Raw genomic sequence first — 17,494 nt, forward strand, 5'->3', positions numbered from 1 at the left:
GAGGGCGGGCAGATCAACCCCGTTTCCGCGTACGGGGTGACAGCCGCTCCTCAGGGGGCCGGCCGGCGGGTGGCGCGCAGGCCGTGGATGACGGCGGCCATGTCCTGCTCGCCGTGCCCGAGGGCGGCCGTCTCGGCGTACAGGGAACGACAGACGTCGAGCAGCGGGGACGCGACGTCGCGGCGGCGCGCGGCCTCGACGATCAGCTCGTTGTTCTTCAGCACGTCGCGGATCGCCGCCTGCACCTCGAAATCGCCGGTGACCAGCTTGGCGGCCTTCACGCGGGAGACGGCGCTGGCCATCGGACCGGCGTCGAGCACCTGCCGCAACAGGCCCGGGTCCAGCCCGTACGCCTCCGCGAAGTGGAACGCCTCGGCCAGCCCGGTCGCCATGCTGATCAGGAACGTGTTGACGGCCAGCTTCATGAGCAGCCCGCCGGGGACCTCCCCGCAGTCGACGGTCTGCCGGCACATCGGCGCGATCACCCGGGCCGTCTCGCCGCGGTCGGCCGGCTCGCCCGCGACCATCGCGATCAGCTCGCCCGCCTCGGCCGGCCCGCGGGAACCCGAAACAGGCGCCTCGACGTACCGGCCGCCCCTGCTTTTGATCTTGTCGTTGAGTCCGGCCGAGAACTCGGGGCTGGTGGTGCCCATGTGCACGACCAGTTTCCCGCTGACGTCGACGCCGGCGAGCACTTCGTCAATGGCCTGCTCGGTGGCGAGCATCAGCAGCACGGTGCCGGCCTTGCCGAAGACCTCGGCCGCCGTACGCGCGCGGACCGCACCCGGGGGAGTGTTGCCGCGATCGGTGCGGCTCCACACGATCAGGTCGGCGCCGGCCCGGGCCAGGTTGGCGGCCATCGGCGTACCCATCACGCCGAGCCCGAGAAACCCCACGGTCATGCCGCTCACCGTAGATCCACGCGCCGTCTGCGGGCGGCGGCCAATTCCCGGTTCGTGGCCTACAGCGCGGCGACCAGCATCCTGGGACGGCCCCCCGCACCCCGATCCGCACGGCATTTGCCCGGCATCTCGGTTTGCCGGGTGTCGGCCTCACGCCGCTCGCGGCGACAGGAACGGCGGGCTCGGCCCGTGCCGGCCGCTCCGGCCGCCTGTCACCTTTCGCCATCCGAAACCCGCCCGCCGGCCACTGTGGACTGTGCAATGCTGCGTTCGTCCAGCGGATCGACCTGCCGGAGGCCAGCCCATGCCCGTGTCCGTCAACCTCGACGCCCTGCTCGACGAGCCCTTCCGCGACCTGCCCCTGACCGAGCTGGTCAACGCCCCGGTCGCAGCCCTCTCCGGCGTGAGCGACGAGGAAGCCGAGGGCCTGCGCCTGGCCTTCGGCATCAACACCATCGCCGACCTGGCCGCCAACCCGTTCATCCGCGCCGCCACAGCGATCGCCCGCATGGCCGAGGCCGTCGAAACCCCCCTTCCGCCAACCGACTAGCCAAGCCGTGCCGCTGTTCACGCCCTGTACGCGGCGGCGCTTGCCCGAACAGATCGTGACCACGGTGAACTGCTGCCGGTAAAGCGACCAGAACGCGGCGCCGGCGATGAACATGGGGATCAAGGCCAGGGCCCGGCGGCGTTCCGCATCGTTGATCCGCCCGCCGGCGAGGATCACCACGAAGTACGCGACCGCGGCCACGATCGACAGCTCATGTGCCGCGGCCTACCCGGAAACATGGCGGTCAAAGGCGCTCTGGACCATGCTGGGGCTGTGGAAACTGAACTCTTCATCGGCGGTAAGTGGGTTCCCGCGTCGTCGGGGAACCGTTTCGACGTGCTGGACCCGGCGACCGGCGACGTGATCGCCTCGGTCGCGGACGGTGGTGAGAGCGACGCGATCGCCGCGGTGGACGCGGCGGCGGAGGCGGGCCCGGCCTGGGCGGCCACGGCTCCGCGCGTACGCGGGGAAGTGCTGCGGCGCGCGTGGGAGCTGATGACCGAGCGGGCCGACGAGCTCGCCAAGATGATCAGTCTTGAGAACGGCAAGGCCCTGGTCGACGCGAAGGGCGAGGTCACGTACGCGGCCGAATTCTTCCGGTGGTTCGCCGAGGAGGCCGTACGGGGTGAGGGCCTGCTCGCGACCGCGCCCTCGGGCGCGAACCGCATCCTGGTCACCCGGCAGCCGGTCGGCGTGTGTGTGCTGGTCACGCCGTGGAACTTCCCGGCCGCGATGGCCACCCGCAAGATCGGCCCGGCCCTGGCGGCGGGCTGCACGGTGGTGCTCAAACCGGCCAGCGACACCCCGCTCACCGCGCTGGCCATGGCCGCGATCCTGGCCGAGGCCGGGGTGCCCTCGGGCGTGGTCAACGTGCTGCCGTCGCGCAGCTCGGGCAAGGTCGTCTCGCGGATGCTGCGTGACGCCCGGGTCCGCAAGCTGTCGTTCACCGGCTCGACCGAGGTGGGCCGTATCCTGCTGGCCCAGGCCGCCGACAACGTGATCAACACGTCGATGGAGCTGGGCGGCAACGCGCCGTTCCTGGTGTTCGCCGACGCCGACCTCGACGCCGCGATCGAGGGCGCGATGATCGCCAAGATGCGCAACGGCGGCGAGGCCTGCACCGCGGCGAACCGGTTCTACGTCGAGTCGTCGATCGCCGGCGCGTTCGCGCAGCGCCTGGCCGTTCGCATGGCGGCGCTGAAGGTCGGCCCCGGCGTCGAGGAGGGCACACAGGTCGGCCCGCTGGTCAACGAGGACACCGTGGCCAAGGTCGACGAGCTGGTCCGTGGCGCGCTCGACGCCGGCGCGAAGGCCGAGACCGGCGGCGCCCGCCCGTCCGGGGCCGGCTTCTACTACCCGCCGACGGTGCTCACGGGGGTCGCGCCCGACTCGCCGATCCTGCGTGAGGAGATCTTCGGGCCGGTCGCCCCGATCGTCACGTTCACCGGCGAGGACGAGGCCGTACGGCTGGCCAACGACACCGAGTTCGGCCTGGTGGCGTACGTCTACACCGGCGACCTGGCGCGCGGCCTGCGGGTCAGCGAGGCGATCGAGGCCGGCATGGTGGGCCTCAACCGGGGCCTCGTCAGCGACCCGGCGGCGCCGTTCGGCGGCGTCAAGCAGAGCGGCATCGGCCGTGAGGGCGGGCACGAGGGCCTGCTCGAATACCTCGAGTCGAAGTACATCGCCGTCAACTGGTGACGATGTCCTTGCGCATCCGCACGATCGGGACGGGGGCGCCCCCGCGGGCGTCCTCGACCCGTTCCACCTCGGCGAAGCCGTAACTGCGGTACAGCGGCTCCCCGGCCAGGGTCGCCATCAGCTCGAGCCGGGTGAACCCCTCGGCGGCGGCCGCCCGCTCACAGAGCCCGAGGATCATCCGCCCCACCCCGCGCCGCGTGAAGCCGGGATGCGTGTACATGGCCCGCACCTTGGCCGGGTCCTTCGCCGGGTCGAGCAGCGCCGAGTCCCGGGTGGCCGAGTGATCGCCGCCGTACAGGGTGGCCCGCCGGCTCCACCCGCCGCACCCCGCCGGCTCGCCGTCCGACTCGATCACGAAGTACGTCCCGTCGTCGATCAGCTGCGTGTCCAGTCCCATGATCGCCTTGCTGCTGCGAATCTGATCGTCGTTGAGAAACCCCTTGAGCAGCTCCGCGATGGCCAGCTCCACCAGCCCGTTCAGCAGTTCAACATCGTCCCGGGTGGCAACCCGGCTCGTCAGAGACATCCCCGCATTCTCCCGCGGAACCCGTCCCTCGTCCGGTCACGCCACGGCCGACCAGAGCGAGTCCAGCGGAAGCACCAGAGTGCCGTCGTCGAATCGGTAACTCAGAGCGCCGGTGTAGAGCACCACGGCCGTAGCGAGGCGCTTGCCGAGACGAGCGCGAAGCGCCTTGATGCCGGCGAGGTCGGGCTGCTCGACGCGGGTGCCGGCCTTGATCTCGAACGCAAAGACCATCCCGTCGTCGCGTTCGAGCACCAGATCGACCTCGTGGCCTTCGGACGTGCGGAAATGCCCGACCGCGACGGGTGCGTCCGACCAGCTCACCTGCCGGAGGATTTCGCCGACTGCGAAGGTCTCCACCAGATGGCCGTACTCCGTCAACGCCGCCGGATCATTCGTGGCGATCTTTTCCGGCGTGAGAGCGAGAAGCCACGCCATGACGCCGGAGTCGATCAAATGAACTTTCGGCTGGCGGGCTACCCGGGAGCCGAGCGTTGTTCCCCAGGCGGGCAGACGCAGGACCAGGAAGACAGCCTCGAGGAGCTTGAGGTAGTTCTCCGCGCTGGACTTCTCCATCCCTACCGCCGAGGCCGCCCCGGTGATGTTCAACACCTGGCCCGAGCGTGAGCCGAGGACGCGGAGAAGCCGGGGAAGCATCTCTCGCTGACGGACCCGGCTCAGCTCGAGCACATCACGCTCGATGACGAGATCGAGGTAGTTGGCGAACCAGCGTGAGCGGGACCGCCCTGAGGGCCGGCGCAACGCCACCGGCATTCCGCCGGAGGTGATCCGCCGGGCGTAGTCGGCCCGGGTCGTGGTGGACGGCGTGGTGCCGAGCGACACATCAACGCCATCGAGCAGCCGATGCACCAAGGGGTCGCCGCCGGCGCCGTCGATTTCCGCCTGGGTCAGGGGAAGTACGTCGAGGATGTCGACGCGTCCGGTCAACGCCTGACCCGCCTCGGGCAACGTCGTGTACCGCGTCGATCCGGCCAGAACGTACCGTCCTGGGCTGAGATCCCGGTTCAGTTCGGCCTTGATGGCGCTGAGGAGGTCGGGGACATGCTGGTACTCGTCGATCAGGATAGGCCCGGGACCACTGACGAACCGCCCGGGATCCGCGCGTACCGCAGCTCGTGTAGCGGGATCGTCGCAGTCGATCACGGACCGTTCGAAGCGCTCGGCGAGAGCGTGGAGGAGGGTGCTCTTGCCAACGGTGCGGGGACCGTTCAGAACCAACGCCGGTTCCTCGGTCAGGCGGCGAGCAAGCACGGCCGTCAGCTGGCGCGGAGCGATGCCGGTAAGAGATCCGTCCACGGATGGCAGCCTATCTTCTTCCGCATCTCCGGACAAAATTTTCCGTATTTGCAGGCTGTGGATTCCGCATCTTGAGCGCTGTTCCCGCTTGCGAGACTGATGTTGCCTCCCCGTCCCGTGGTGGTCGGTACGGATCGTTACCGCCGGCTCTATCGGTGTCGTGGTCGAGCGGCCCGCCGCATCGGTATTCTTGCGCCCCGACTGCGTGGGTTCCGTTGCATGCCGCACCGCTTTCGCTGTCGGTGATTAGTGAATTGCTCTGCGTATTTGGTTGCAGCCGGGCGAGGTTTGCCGTTCCTTGTGGGAAGGTTGCAGGCCGAATGGCTGGTCCTGGGCGGCGTCCGGACGAGGTGAGCGTCCTGATGGACGATTTTCGGCGGGAGCCGTGGGCGCTGACCAGCAAAAGATCACAATTGCCGATACCGAACGTAACTCGAGGGTGCTTACGGACGGGAAATGAACTATTTTTCTCTCCGGTGCCGTACCCCCTGTCGGGCGCGCCCTTGCCTGCCTGATACTTGGGCGGCTTGAGCGGACCTCATACAGGTCGAAGTTCCACCCGGAGAGGAAGCTTCCCCAAGATGCGCAAGAAACTGTTGGCTATCGCCGCCGTCGGCCTGATGGCGACGGCCACCATGACTGCGTGTGACGACTCCGGTGATTCCGGTGAGGCGAGTGGCGGCGGGAGCTACGCCGGCAGCGGTGAGACCAAGGAACGCGTCGGTGTGATCCTGCCCGACACCAAGAGCTCGAACCGGTGGACCAACGAGGACCCGAAGTATCTGAAGGCGGCGTTCGACGCGCAGAAGGTTCCCGTCGAGATCGTGAACGCCGGGGGCGACCGGGCCAAGTTCGTGCAGATCGCCGAGTCGATGCTCGACAGCGGCGTCAAGGTCCTGATCATCGCGAACCTCGACCCCGAGAGCGGCAAGGAAGTGCTGGCCAAGGCGCGGGAGAAGAAAATCCCGACGATCGACTACGACCGCCTGACGCTCAACGGCAACGCCAACTACTACGTCAGCTTCGACAACGTGCAGGTCGGCGCCCTGCAGGCGTACGGGCTGCAGAAGTGCCTGCGGGCCAAGAAGGTGTCGAACCCGATCATCGCCCAGCTCAACGGTTCGCCCTCGGACAACAACGCCACCCTCTTCAAGGAGGGCTATGAGGGCGTGCTGAACGAGATGTACGACAAGGCGCAGTACACCGTCGGCCCCGCCCAGTGGGTGCCGGACTGGGAGCCCGAAGAGGCCGAAAAGATCTTCGAGCAGATGCTGACCCAGTCGCCCCAGATCGGCGGCGTGCTCGCGGCCAACGACGGCATCGGCAACGCGGTCATCAAGGTGCTCCGCAAGTACAAGCGCAACGGCGTCGTGCCGGTCACCGGCCAGGACGCCACGCTCGAGGGCGTGCAGAACATCCTGACCGGCGACCAGTGCATGACGGTCTACAAGGCCGTGAAGCAGGAGGCGGACAACGCCGCCCGGCTGGCGGTCCAGCTGTTCAAGGGTGAGAACCCGACGGCCAACGACACGATCAAGGACCCGGAGTCGGGCGGCTACGTGCCGTTCATCTCGCTGGAGCCGAAGCCGATCACGCTGGCCAACATCAACGACGTCGTGTTGACCGACAAGTACATCGCCGAGGCCGAGCTCTGCAAGGGCAAGTACCTCGCGCTGTGCCAGCAGCACGGTGTCGGCCGGTTCGCCAAGGACAAGAACGACGACGACAGCTGAGACGCTGACCGGTGAAAAGGGGGCCCGAGCGGCCCCCTTTTCGCGTCACTGGGCGAGCAGCTCCCGCACCCGGGGGACGACCTTCTCGCCGTACAGGGAAATCGCCTTGATCATGTGCTCGTGGGGCAGCGTGCCGGCCGAGTACTTCAGGTCGAAGCGCTGGATCCCGAGGTGCTTGATGGTGTGCGCGACCTTCTGCGCCACGGTCTCGGGCGAGCCGACGTGCCAGGCGCCGTCGCGCACGTCGATCTCGAAGCGGTCGCGGCTCAGCGGCGGCCAGCCCCGCTCCCGGCCGATCCGGTTGAGCATGGTGCGCGCGTGCGGCCAGAGGATCTCGACGGCCTCCTCGTCGGTCTCGGCCACGAAACCGGGGCAGTGCACGGCGACCGGCTGCTCGGGCTGCTCGAACTCCTTGAGCGCGCGCTGGTAGAGCTCGACGTACGGGGCGAAGCGGACCGGCTCGCCGCCGATGATCGCCAGCACCAGCGGCAGGCCGTGCTGCGCCGCCCGGACCACCGACTCGGGGCTGCCGCCCACCCCGATCCACGTACGGATGCGGCCCGACTCGGTCTTGGGGTAGACCTGCTGGTCGGTCAGCGGCGGCCGGACCGTGCCCGACCAGGTGACCGGGCCCTCGTCGAGCAGCTTGACCATCAGGTCGGCCTTTTCCTCGAAGAGCCGTTCGTAGTCGGTCAGGTCGAAGCCGAAAAGCGGGAACGACTCGGTGAACGAGCCACGGCCCAGGATGATCTCGGCCCGCCCGTTCGAGACCGCGTCGAGGGTGGCGAACCGCTCGAAGACGCGTACGGGGTCGTCCGAGCTGAGCACGGTGACGGCGGTGCCCAGTTTGATGCGCTCGGTGCGCGAGGCGATGGCGGCCAGTACGATCTCGGGGGAGGAGACCGCGAAGTCGTCGCGGTGGTGCTCGCCCAGGCCGAAACCGTCGATGCCCAGACTGTCGGCGAGCACGGCCTGCTCGACGACGTTGCGGATGACTTGCGCGTACGTCAGCTTCTGGCCGTGTTCGCCGACGGTGACGTCGCCGAAAGTATCGAGTCCGAATTCCACTTGATCACTCTAGGTCTTAGCGCGTGCGGCCCTTGAGGCGACGGCCCATCTCGCGGGCGATCTCCTTCTTGGCGTCGCGCTCGGCCAGCACCTGGCGTTTGTCGTACGACCGGAGGCCGCGCGCCAGTCCGAGCTCGACCTTGGCCCAGCCCTCGCTGAAGTACATCGAGAGCGGCACCAGGGTCAGCCCGTTGCCGTCGCGCAGCTGCGCCAGGATCTTGAGGATCTCGGACTTGTGCAGCAGCAGCTTGCGGGTGCGGCGGGGGCGCGTGGTTGGTCCAGCTGCCGTAGCCGTACTCCGCGATGTGCAGCCCGTACAGCATGATCTCGCCCTCGTGTTCCTGGGCGAACGCGTCGACCAGCGAGGCCCGGCCCTCACGCAGCGATTTCACCTCGGTGCCGGCCAGCACGAGACCCGCCTCGTACGTCCTGAGGATGGCGTAGTCGTGCCGCGCCTTCTTGTTCGAGGCGATCAGCTTGCGTCCGGTCTCCCTGCTCACGCGAGAGACGATAGCTTTACGGCACGGGCCGCCGCATGGAATAAGTCACGCTGCTCAGCCTGTGCGGCTCGTTGTGCACATGCATGGCGGCGCGGTCGTAGGCCTGCCAGCCGGCCGCACCCGCCCGGTTCAGGTGGCGCAGGTCGTCGAAGCGCTCGTCGGTGCCCCACCGCAGCACACCACCCGGGTGGTGGAAGGTCGCCGTCCAGTCCATGAACCTGTCCGCGCCGAGCGTGCCGGCGGCGCGGTACTCGAGCCGCGCGAATTCCCAATTGGTCACCCCTGGATTATGCCGAAATGACCTTGGAGCACGCGACCCGAGGACGTAAGCCGCGCCGAGGGACACAGTGGACCTGCCTCCCCCTATTTCCCCTGAGATAACCCTGAGAGGGGGTAGGACGGACGGCCACCGCGGGATTACGCTCCGCGAGTCATGCACCGCGGTCTCGGGGGGATACGAGATGGCTACGGGTGGGGTGGCGAGGCTGGTCTGCGGCCGTCGGTCGAAGTGGATCGTCCTCGCTCTGTGGATCGGGATCCTGATACTGGCCGCGCCGCTGGCCGGCAAACTGAGCAGCGTCCAGAAGAACGACAACTCGGCCTGGCTGCCCGGCGGGGCGGAGGCGACCCAGGTCGCCGACCTGCAACGGCAGTTCCAGCCGGACGACATCGCCCCGGCGATCGTCGTCTATGAGCGCACCAGCGGGACGATCACCCCGGCCGACCTCGAGAAGGCCACGGCCGACGTCGCCCGGATGAAGACCGTCAGCGGGGTCACCGGCGAGGTCGTCGGGCCGATCCCCGCCCCGGACAAGCAGGCGATCGAGGTCATCGTCCCGGTGCGGATCGACGACGACGGCTGGGACGCCCTGCCCGCCATCGCCGACTCGATCAAGGCGACGGCCGAGACGGGCGCGCCGCCGGGCCTCGACGTCTACCTGGCCGGCCCGGTCGCCACGGCCGCCGACTCGGCCGGCGCGTTCGAGGGCATCGACGGCACGTTGCTGTACACCACGCTCACCATCGTGGCCATCATCCTGCTCGTCACCTACCGCAGCCCGGTGCTCTGGCTGCTGCCGATCAGCGTCGCGGGCGTGGCGCTGGCCAGCTCGCAGGGCGTGATCTATCTGCTCGCCAAGCACGCCGGCCTGGCGGTCAACGCGCAGAGCGCGGGCATCCTGACCGTGCTGGTCTTCGGCGCCGGCACCGACTACGCGTTGCTGCTGGTCGCCCGCTATCGCGAGGAGCTGCGCCGCCACGAGGACAGGCACGAGGCGATGCAGTTCGCCCTGCACCGCGCCGGCCCGGCCATCATCGCCAGCGCCGCCACGGTGGCCGTCGGCATGCTCTGCCTGACGCTGGCCGAGCTCAACTCGACCAGCGGCCTCGGCCCGGTGGCCGCGATCGGCATCGTGGTCGGCCTGGCCGCCATGATCTCGCTGCTCCCGGCCCTGCTGGTGATCTGCGGGCGCTGGCTGTTCTGGCCGGTCCGTCCGCGCTTCGGCACCGCCGAGCCGACCGCGACCGGATTCTGGGCCCGGCTGGGCGCCCGGATAGCGCGTCACCCGCGCCGGGTCTGGATCGGCACGGCCGTGGCGCTCGGCGCGATGGCGCTGGGCCTGCTGCAGTCGAACGCCGTCGGGCTGACCTCGGCCCAGCAGTTCACCACCGAGCAGCCGTCCACGGTCGCCGAACAGGCCCTGGCGCGGCACTTCCCGGCCGGCGGGGGCCAGCCCGTCACGGTGATCGCCAACGCGTCGAGCGCCGAGCGGGTGAGCCGTGAGCTGGCCGCGGTGCCGGGCATCAGCGAGGTGGCGGAACCCGTGGTCAAGGGCGATCTGGCGATGATCGACGGCACGCTGGCCAACCCGCCCGACAGCGCGGCGGCCCAGCGTACGGTCGAACAGGCCCGCGACACGTTGCACGCGATACCCGGCGCGAACGCGAAGGTCGGCGGCTACACCGCGGTGGTGGTCGACATCAACGACGCCAACCGCCACGACAACCGGCTGATCATCCCGCTCGTGCTGCTCGTCGTGCTGATCATCCTGGGCCTGCTGCTGCGGGCGATCGTGGCGCCGCTGATCCTCATCGCGACGGTGGTGCTCTCGTTCGCCGCCGCGCTCGGCGTGAGCGTGCTGATGTTCCGCCACGTGTTCGGGTTCGAGGCCGAGGACACGTCGTTCCCGCTGTTCGTCTTCGTGTTCCTGGTCGCCCTGGGCATCGACTACAACATCTTCCTGATGACCCGCGTACGCGAGGAGACCCTGCAGCACGGCACCCGCCGCGGCGCGCTGATCGGGCTGGCCGCGACCGGCGGCGTGATCACCTCGGCCGGCATCGTGCTCGCCGGGACGTTCTCGGCGCTGGCCAGCCTGCCGCTGGTCGCGTTCGTCGAGATCGGGTTCGCGGTGGCGTTCGGCGTCCTGCTCGACACCATGATCGTGCGCTCGGTGCTGGTGACCGCGCTCAACCTCGACGTCGGCCGGTGGATGTGGTGGCCCAGCAAGCTGATGCACAAGCGTGACCCCGGGCCGGACGAAGCCCTTCCCACCCCGCCGCCCGCACTGGCCGACGTGCATCGGTCAGACTATTGATCAGAACGACCGGCCCGAACTGGGCGAGCCCGCCGTCGAACAGACGCACGGTCGTGCCCGACCGGGGGTTCACCGCACTTGAGCCCCCTCCCTACCGTGGGTCCTCCGGGATTCAGGAGGAGACTCGTGCGCGTGGCCCTGGCCGCCGTGGTGGCGGCCGCGCTGCTGGCAACCGGCGGCGTCGTCGCCTGGTCGCTGCGGTCGCCGGCGACGGTCGCGCGGATCACGGCGGCGGCCGGCGGCACCGTCACGACCGCTGAGGGCGTGTCGGTCCGGTTCGGGCCGGGCGCGCTCAGCGCCGACACCCAGGTCCGCATCGTGCCGCGCCCGAGCGTCGAGGCGCCCGACGGGCTCGACTGGCTCGCCGAGCCGGTCGACATCTCGCTCGGCGCGGGCACGCTGCGCACCTCGGCCACCGTCACCCTGCCGCTGCTCGACGAGGCCGGCGGCGGCCTGATCACCGTCGTGTCCCGCGACGCCCACCGGGTGTGGGCCAGCGAGGGCGGCATCGTCGACCGCGACGCGGGCACGATCACCACGACCGTCGGGCACCTGTCGATCGTGTCGGCCGGCCGGGCCGTCGTCACCCCGCCCGAGGTGCCCGGGGCCGGCGCCGGGTCGCACGACGCGCCCGACCCGGACTGCGGCACCACCCGCTCCGCCCGCTGGACGGCCCACGTCGAGGACGGCGCGATGAAGACGTGCGTGGCCGCGGGCGCAGCCGAGCGGCCGGCCCTCATGCGCGTGGTCAGCAACACCCCCACCGGCCAGTTCGCCCGGCTCGGCGGTTACCCGCAGCTCGCCGTCGCCCAGCCCAACCGGGCCAGCGTGGCCGAGACGGTGTGGCACAAGCTGGCCGAGGCCGACCGCGACTACACGTTCCTGCCCGGTCGCGGCGTGCTCGACCTGACACTGCCGGGCGCTTTCCACACCGTCAGCTTCGTCACCCGTACGGGCTCCGACGTGACCCTGGCCGAGTACATGGTCGACGTCATGAGCTCCGCGTTCGTGCCCGCCGAGGTGACGGTTGCCGCCGTACGGTGTGCCCTGGCCCTGCCCCCGGAAGCCCTGGACGGGCGGGTGTCCGCCTGCGTGAGCGACGCCTTCGACGCCGTGCGCATCCTCCCCGAGGGCGTCCCCGAGAACCAGGCAAGAGCAGACCGCGCCGACGTACGGGGGTCGGTGATCGCGGCGATGCGAGGCCTCACCGGGTACCTCGCGTCCTCCCCGGCAACCCCGCAGCAGTGGCAGGTGACCGCCCGGCGCAGTCCCGTCATCCCCGGCAAGGCCCTCAACGAGCCGGGCGGTTCCATTCCCGCGGCCGTCGTCGCCACCGAGGAACGCCTGTACGCGGCCGCGCTGCGCGACTCGCTGACCGACGTGCTCCCGCCGAGCGGCCTGACGTACGCCAACACGAGCCTCAGCGGCCCGCGCGCCACCGACGCCGTGGCCGCGCTGGTGACCGTCCCCCCGCTGCGCTGGCCGTGCGACGAGACCTCCCGCGACGGCTACGTCTACGGCCTGGCCGACCCCAACCTGCTGACCTACCCCGCGCGCCTGGCCGACCTGGGCCTGCCCGACGAGGACATCGGCATCGTGCGCCAGACGGCCGGGCGGGGCAAGGACTACCGCCTGTGCATCGCGCTCGACGGCACGTGGACGTCGCTGGTCGCGTCCACCCCGCCCGGCGAGTTCCCGTCAGCCGCGGCCACCTCGCTGGCCGCCCTCGGCACCGTGACCTGCCAGGAGACGCCGGCCAACGCCTTCATCCCGCCCGACTCGGTTTGCCGCAGCCTCGTCCGGGCCGACCTCGACGGCGATTCCCGTACGGACACCCTGCTGCTCTACCAGCGCGGCGATCGCTGGACCGCCCGTGCTGTCCTGGCCGCCGGCCGCACCTCCGACCTGCTGCTGCCGCTCGACCGCCCGTCCGTGCTGGAGGCCAGCGACCTGGACGGCGAACCCGGTGAGGAGGCGGCCCTGCAGTCCGGCTCGGCGGTTCACTTGCTGTCGCTGACCCCGGACGGCCTGGTTCTGATCAGCCAGCCCTTCGAGACGGCGTCAAGCCTGACCCGTACGGCGGGTCTCGGCTGCTCCGACGTCGACGGTGACGGGCGCCCCGAGCTGGTGGCGGGCGGTGCGACGTTCACCCGCGACCCCCGTACGGGTGCCATCACGGCCGCCTCGACGATCGAGACCCGCTGGACGTGGCGGGGCAAGAGCCTGCGGCAGGGGGAGACGTCGCGCCGTACGCTCACCGGGCCGCAGGCCTCCACCGCGGCCGGCCCGCCCTACCGCGACATCACCTGCAGCTGGCGCTGACCTGCCCTCTGGCGCGCTGCGTGGGCCGGTTTGTCGCTCGGGCCGGCCTGGCGCTCTCGGGCCGGTTTGTCGCTCGGGCGGGTCTGGCGCTCTCGGGCCGGTTTGGCGCTCGGGCGGGTCTGGCGCTCGGGCCGGTTTGGTGCTCGGGCGGGTTTGGTGCTCGGGCGGGTCTGGCGCTCTCGGGGCGGCAGGCCGGGCCTTCGTCACGGGAGCACGGCGCTGAGGGCCGGGTACCAGCGGTTGGCGATCTTGGTGTTGCCGCTGTCGTTGGGATGGACGCCGTCGTAGGTGTCGGTGGCGGGGACGAAGCCGGTCCACTGGTCGACGACCGTGATCGGTGACGCCGTGGTGGACAGGCCGGCGGCCCAGCCCGGGATGGCCGCGTTGAGGTTGACGACTCGCTGGGCGCAGTCAGCGCAGTTCGAGGCGTTCATCGGGATGATCTGGGCGACCAGAATCTTCATGTTCGGGTTGGATGCGCGCATCTGCCCGACCAGGGTGGTGTAGGCGGCCAGGATCGTGCTGGGCGCGATGGTGCTCCAGACGTCGTTCGTGCCGAAGTGCATCAGCACGACGTCGGGTTTGCTCGCCGACAGCCAGCCGGGCAGCTGGTTCTGGCTGGCCACCGTGGTCACCAGCGCTCCGCCGTGGCCCTCGTTCTCGCCGTCGTACGGGAAACCGCAGCCCTGCCCCGGCAGTGAGCCCACGAAGTCGACCTTGTCGGCGGGCAACTTCTGCCAGAGCAGCGCCCGCCAGCAGCCCGGCGAGCCGGTGATCGAGTCACCCAGCGCCATGATCTTGACAGCGGAGCCAACCGGCGGCGTCGTGGGCGGTGTCGTCGGGGGAGTCGTAGGCGGGGTGGTAGTGGGCGGTGTCGTCGGGGGAGTGGTGGGCGGTGTCGGGACAGTGCTGCCCGTGCAGGCGACCCCGTTGAGGGCGAACGCGGTGGGCGCCGGGTTGCTGCCGGTCCACGATCCGTTGAAGCCGAAGCCGGCCGTGCCGTTGGTCCCGATGGAACCGTTCCAGCCGGCGTTGCGCACCGTCACCTGCGAGCCCGACTGCGAGACCGAGCCGTTCCACAACTGCGTGATCGTCTGCCCGGCTGCGAACGAGAACGTCAATGCCCAGCCGCTTACCGGGTCCCCGAGGTTGGTGATGTCCACACTCGCCCCGAAACCACCCTGCCACGAACTCGACACGGCGTACTTGACCTGACAGCCGGCCGCCGCCTCGGCCCGCCCGGCAACGGCGACCGCCCCAGCGACCAGCACCGCGGAAGCAGCAGCCAACACAGCCACCCGCCGCCGACCGCCCCGGCGGTTGTGCTCGGTCTGGCCGCTGTCCCCGGTTTGGCGGTTGTGGTCGGTCTGGCCGCTGTCGCCAGTCTGATCGCGGCCCCCGCCTCGGCGCTGCCCAGCGGAGTCCTCACGCGCCAGCCGTGCGGATGCGTCTGCGTGCAGCCGACGTCGCTCAGGGCCGGCCAGCGCCCTTCCGCCGTCCTCAGGGCTCGGCTCCCCGGCAGCTTCTCCACCCCACCGGCCGCTCGGGTCGTGCTGGATGCGGGCTGGTGGCTGTTGGGTGGGGTCCGCTTTCTCGGGCGGGTGGCTGTTCGGGTTGTGAATCGTGTTGGCCGGCGGCTGCTCGGTTGGGTCCGCATGCTTCCCCGATTGGCTGTTCGGGTCGTGCGTGACGCCCGCCGATCTTGGTTGAGTTGGGTCCGCGGCCGGCGGCCCGGCGGGTTTGGCGGCTGCCCGGCCCCTGGCGGGTCGCGGAGCCGGGCAGGCGGTCTTTCGCGGGTGGTGAGGGAAGGCCGCACCAAGTGGGAGCATGGGCACCTCTCGGGAATTGATAACGATAGATTTCCGCATGATGACATGGGAGCGCTCCCAATCCAACCTTGACCGGGGCGGCCCGGCAGGCGACGCTGGGAACGCTCCCATTCATCTCCCTCTATGCGGAGGATCCTCGTGGCCAGAAGAAGACAGATCGCGGCCGTTCTCGCCGTCGGCGCCGTGTGCGCGGGAATCATGGTCGCGACCAGGGCCGACGCGGCCGCCGGATGCCAGGTGCGCTACACCGTGTCGAGTTCCTGGCCGGGCGGCTTCGGCGCGAACGTCGACATCACCAACCTCGGCGACCCGGTCAACGGCTGGACGTTAACGTTCACTTTCCCCGGCGGGCAGACCGTCGGCCAGCTGTGGAACGGCTCGGTCACGCAGTCCGGCGCGCAGGTGTCGGTCCGCGACGCCGGTTGGAACGCTTCAATAGCGACCAACGGCACCGCGGGCTTCGGCTTCAACGCCACCGGCGACGCGGCGCCCCCGACGTCGTTCGCCCTCAACGGCGTCGCCTGCACCGGCGCGGCCCAGCCCACCACCGCGCCCCCGACGACCGCGCCCCCGACAACCACGCCCCCGACCACGACGCCCCCGACCACGACGCCCCCGACCACCGCGCCGCCGACCACCGCGCCGCCGACGACCCCGCCCACCACGATCGCGCCCGCGGACGGTAAGCAGCGGGAACGCCTCGACCGCGGCGTGATCAGCGTCCGCTCCGGCTCGGGCAACCTGGTGAGCTGGCGCTGGCTGGCCACCGACCCGTCCGGCATCGGCTTCAACGTCTACCGCGGCGCCACCAAGCTCAACGCGTCGCCGCTCACCACCTCGACCAACTACCTGGACGCCGGCGCCGCGGCGAACGCGTCGTACACCGTACGGGCTGTCCTCAACGGCGCCGAACAGGGTGCGGAAGGCCCGTCGCTCAGCTTCGCCAACGGTTACCTCGACGTCCCGATCCAGAACCCCAACAGTTCCCTGTACGCGGCCAACGACGCCGGCACCGGCGACCTCGACGGCGACGGCAAGCTCGACCTGGTGCTCAAGTGGGAGCCCAACAACGCCAAGGACAACTCGCAGTCCGGCGTCACCGACCCGGTCTACGTCGACGCGTACAAGCTCGACGGCACCCGGCTGTGGCGCGTCAACCTGGGCCGCAACATCCGCGCCGGCGCGCACTACACCCAGTTCCAGGTGTACGACTACGACGGCGACGGCCGTGCCGAGGTCGCCATGAAGACGGCCGACGCCACCGTTTCGGGCACCGGGCAGGTCATCGGCTCCTCGGGCGCCGACCACCGCAACTCGTCGGGCTACGTGCTCACCGGTCCCGAGTACCTGACGATGTTCGACGGCCGTACCGGCGCCGCCCTGTCCACAGTTGACTACGTGCCTCCGCGCGGCACTGTGTCGAGCTGGGGAGACTCGTACGGGAATCGGGTCGACCGCTTCCTGGCCGGCACCGCCTACCTCGACGGCAGCCGCCCCAGCCTGATCATGGCGCGCGGCTACTACACCCGTACGGTGGTCGTGGCCTGGGATTTCCGCAACGGCTCGCTGGCCCGCCGCTGGACGTTCGACAGCAACAGCTCCACCAACAGCGGCACCGCCGGCCAGGGCAACCACCAGCTCTCGGTGGCCGACGTCGACCGCGACGGCCGCGACGAGATCGTGTACGGCTCGCTCGCCATCGACGACAACGGCGCGAAACTGTGGAACACCGGCCACGGCCACGGCGACGCCCTGCACGTCGGTGACCTCGACCCGTCCCGTACGGGCCTCGAAGTCTTCAAAGTCAGTGAGGACTCGAGCAAACCGTCGTCGTGGTTCGCCGACGCCCGTACGGGTCAGATCCTGTGGACCACGCCCGCGAACGGCGACAACGGACGGGGCGTGTCCGCCGACGTCTGGGCCGGGAGCCCGGGCGCCGAGTCGTGGTCGTCCGCAGCCGACGGCGTACGGGGTCCCTCCGGCGCCGTGGTGTCGTCGCGCAAACCCGGCTCCGCCAACTTCGTGATCTGGTGGGACGGCGACCCGCAACGCGAACTGCTCGACCAGACCCGCATCGACAAGTACGGCACCTCGGGCGACACCCGCCTGCTGACCGCGTCGGGCGTCCACTCCAACAACGGCACCAAGGCCACCCCCTCCCTCAGCGGCGACCTGCTCGGCGACTGGCGAGAGGAGGTCATCTGGCCGACCTCCGACAACACCGCCCTGCGCATCTACTCAACCCCCGCCCAAACCGACCGCCGGGTCCTGACCCTGCTGCACGACATCCAGTACCGCGAGGCCCTGGCCTGGCAGAACACCGCCTACAACCAGCCTCCGCACCCGTCTTTCGCCATCGGCTGACCCGATCCGGTTCCGGTCCCGCCGCAGCCCGCGGGACCGGAACCGGATCCTCGATGGTTCGGCCGCGAGTTCTGCGTCGAGCGCAGCG

Annotated in this window: 12 protein-coding genes and 1 pseudogene; 6 read left to right on the forward strand and 7 right to left on the reverse strand. The window is 70.1% G+C overall.

The window, feature by feature from the left end; all coding sequences use genetic code 11:
- Positions 1 to 50 precede the first annotated feature (50 nt).
- Positions 51 to 1,019, reverse strand: a complete 969-nt coding sequence (locus C8E87_RS32690) for an NAD(P)-dependent oxidoreductase (RefSeq protein ID WP_133877317.1) — start codon at positions 1,017 to 1,019, stop codon at positions 51 to 53.
- Positions 1,020 to 1,206: 187 nt separating this feature from the next.
- Between C8E87_RS32690 and C8E87_RS32695 the strand changes: the two genes are divergently transcribed.
- A complete protein-coding gene (locus tag C8E87_RS32695; RefSeq protein ID WP_133877318.1) occupies positions 1,207 to 1,452 on the forward strand; it encodes a hypothetical protein in 246 nt (81 codons plus the stop codon).
- Between the two features lie 273 nt (positions 1,453 to 1,725).
- Positions 1,726 to 3,153 (forward strand): NAD-dependent succinate-semialdehyde dehydrogenase, encoded by a 1,428-nt coding sequence (locus tag C8E87_RS32705; RefSeq protein WP_133877319.1) that lies wholly within the window; start codon positions 1,726 to 1,728, stop codon positions 3,151 to 3,153.
- Here the strand turns inward: C8E87_RS32705 and C8E87_RS32710 are convergent.
- On the reverse strand, positions 3,143 to 3,679 hold the full coding sequence (locus C8E87_RS32710; protein WP_133877320.1) for a GNAT family N-acetyltransferase: 537 nt from the start codon (positions 3,677 to 3,679) through the stop codon (positions 3,143 to 3,145). The two genes, C8E87_RS32705 and C8E87_RS32710, sit on opposite strands and share 11 nt — an antisense overlap.
- Positions 3,680 to 3,715: 36 nt before the next feature.
- Positions 3,716 to 5,221, reverse strand: coding sequence for an ATP-binding protein (locus C8E87_RS32715; protein ID WP_203720619.1), 1,506 nt, complete (start codon positions 5,219 to 5,221; stop codon positions 3,716 to 3,718).
- A 353-nt stretch (positions 5,222 to 5,574) separates the two neighbouring features.
- On the opposite strand from C8E87_RS32715, the gene C8E87_RS32720 reads away from it, so the two are divergent.
- Positions 5,575 to 6,726 (forward strand): sugar ABC transporter substrate-binding protein, encoded by a 1,152-nt coding sequence (locus C8E87_RS32720; protein WP_133877321.1) that lies wholly within the window; start codon positions 5,575 to 5,577, stop codon positions 6,724 to 6,726.
- 45 nt (positions 6,727 to 6,771) lie between these two features.
- Here the strand turns inward: C8E87_RS32720 and C8E87_RS32725 are convergent, their stop codons facing one another.
- The 3 genes and pseudogenes from C8E87_RS32725 to C8E87_RS32735 all read right to left on the reverse strand — a co-directional run bounded on the left by C8E87_RS32725 (position 6,772) and on the right by C8E87_RS32735 (position 8,574).
- On the reverse strand, positions 6,772 to 7,794 hold the full coding sequence (locus C8E87_RS32725) for an LLM class flavin-dependent oxidoreductase (RefSeq protein ID WP_133877322.1): 1,023 nt from the start codon (positions 7,792 to 7,794) through the stop codon (positions 6,772 to 6,774).
- Positions 7,795 to 7,810: 16 nt separating this feature from the next.
- A pseudogene (gene smpB / locus C8E87_RS32730) lies at positions 7,811 to 8,294 on the reverse strand (SsrA-binding protein SmpB).
- A gap of 16 nt (positions 8,295 to 8,310) precedes the next feature.
- Complete coding sequence (locus C8E87_RS32735; RefSeq protein ID WP_133877323.1) at positions 8,311 to 8,574, reverse strand: hypothetical protein; 264 nt, start codon at positions 8,572 to 8,574, stop codon at positions 8,311 to 8,313.
- A 181-nt stretch (positions 8,575 to 8,755) separates the two neighbouring features.
- Between C8E87_RS32735 and C8E87_RS32740 the strand changes: the two genes are divergently transcribed.
- Positions 8,756 to 10,891, forward strand: coding sequence for an MMPL family transporter (locus C8E87_RS32740; protein WP_133877324.1), 2,136 nt, complete (start codon positions 8,756 to 8,758; stop codon positions 10,889 to 10,891).
- 126 nt (positions 10,892 to 11,017) lie between these two features.
- Positions 11,018 to 13,213, forward strand: a complete 2,196-nt coding sequence (locus C8E87_RS32745; RefSeq protein ID WP_133877325.1) for a hypothetical protein — start codon at positions 11,018 to 11,020, stop codon at positions 13,211 to 13,213.
- A 203-nt stretch (positions 13,214 to 13,416) separates the two neighbouring features.
- Here the strand turns inward: C8E87_RS32745 and C8E87_RS32750 are convergent, their stop codons facing one another.
- The gene (locus C8E87_RS32750) at positions 13,417 to 14,505 is read right to left on the reverse strand and encodes a cellulose binding domain-containing protein (RefSeq protein WP_239080178.1); all 1,089 of its coding nucleotides are present in this window, start codon (positions 14,503 to 14,505) and stop codon (positions 13,417 to 13,419) included.
- Between the two features lie 660 nt (positions 14,506 to 15,165).
- Between C8E87_RS32750 and C8E87_RS32755 the strand changes: the two genes are divergently transcribed.
- A complete protein-coding gene (locus C8E87_RS32755) occupies positions 15,166 to 17,406 on the forward strand; it encodes a rhamnogalacturonan lyase family protein (protein ID WP_133877327.1) in 2,241 nt (746 codons plus the stop codon).
- Positions 17,407 to 17,494: the final 88 nt, after the last annotated feature.

It is taken from the genome of Paractinoplanes brasiliensis (genome assembly GCF_004362215.1).
Taxonomy (GTDB): domain Bacteria; phylum Actinomycetota; class Actinomycetes; order Mycobacteriales; family Micromonosporaceae; genus Actinoplanes; species Actinoplanes brasiliensis.

Excerpts from the sequence above, each read along its gene's own strand:
- C8E87_RS32690 (WP_133877317.1), bottom strand. The coding sequence starts at position 1,019 with ATGCCGTGCGGATCGGGGTGCGGGGGGCCGTCCCAGGATGCTGGTCGC.
- C8E87_RS32695 (WP_133877318.1), top strand. The coding sequence starts at position 1,207 with ATGCCCGTGTCCGTCAACCTCGACGCCCTGCTCGACGAGCCCTTCCGC.
- C8E87_RS32710 (WP_133877320.1), bottom strand. The coding sequence starts at position 3,679 with ATGTCTCTGACGAGCCGGGTTGCCACCCGGGACGATGTTGAACTGCTG.
- C8E87_RS32720 (WP_133877321.1), top strand. The coding sequence starts at position 5,575 with ATGCGCAAGAAACTGTTGGCTATCGCCGCCGTCGGCCTGATGGCGACG.
- C8E87_RS32740 (WP_133877324.1), top strand. The coding sequence starts at position 8,756 with ATGGCTACGGGTGGGGTGGCGAGGCTGGTCTGCGGCCGTCGGTCGAAG.
- C8E87_RS32755 (WP_133877327.1), top strand. The coding sequence starts at position 15,166 with ATGCGGAGGATCCTCGTGGCCAGAAGAAGACAGATCGCGGCCGTTCTC.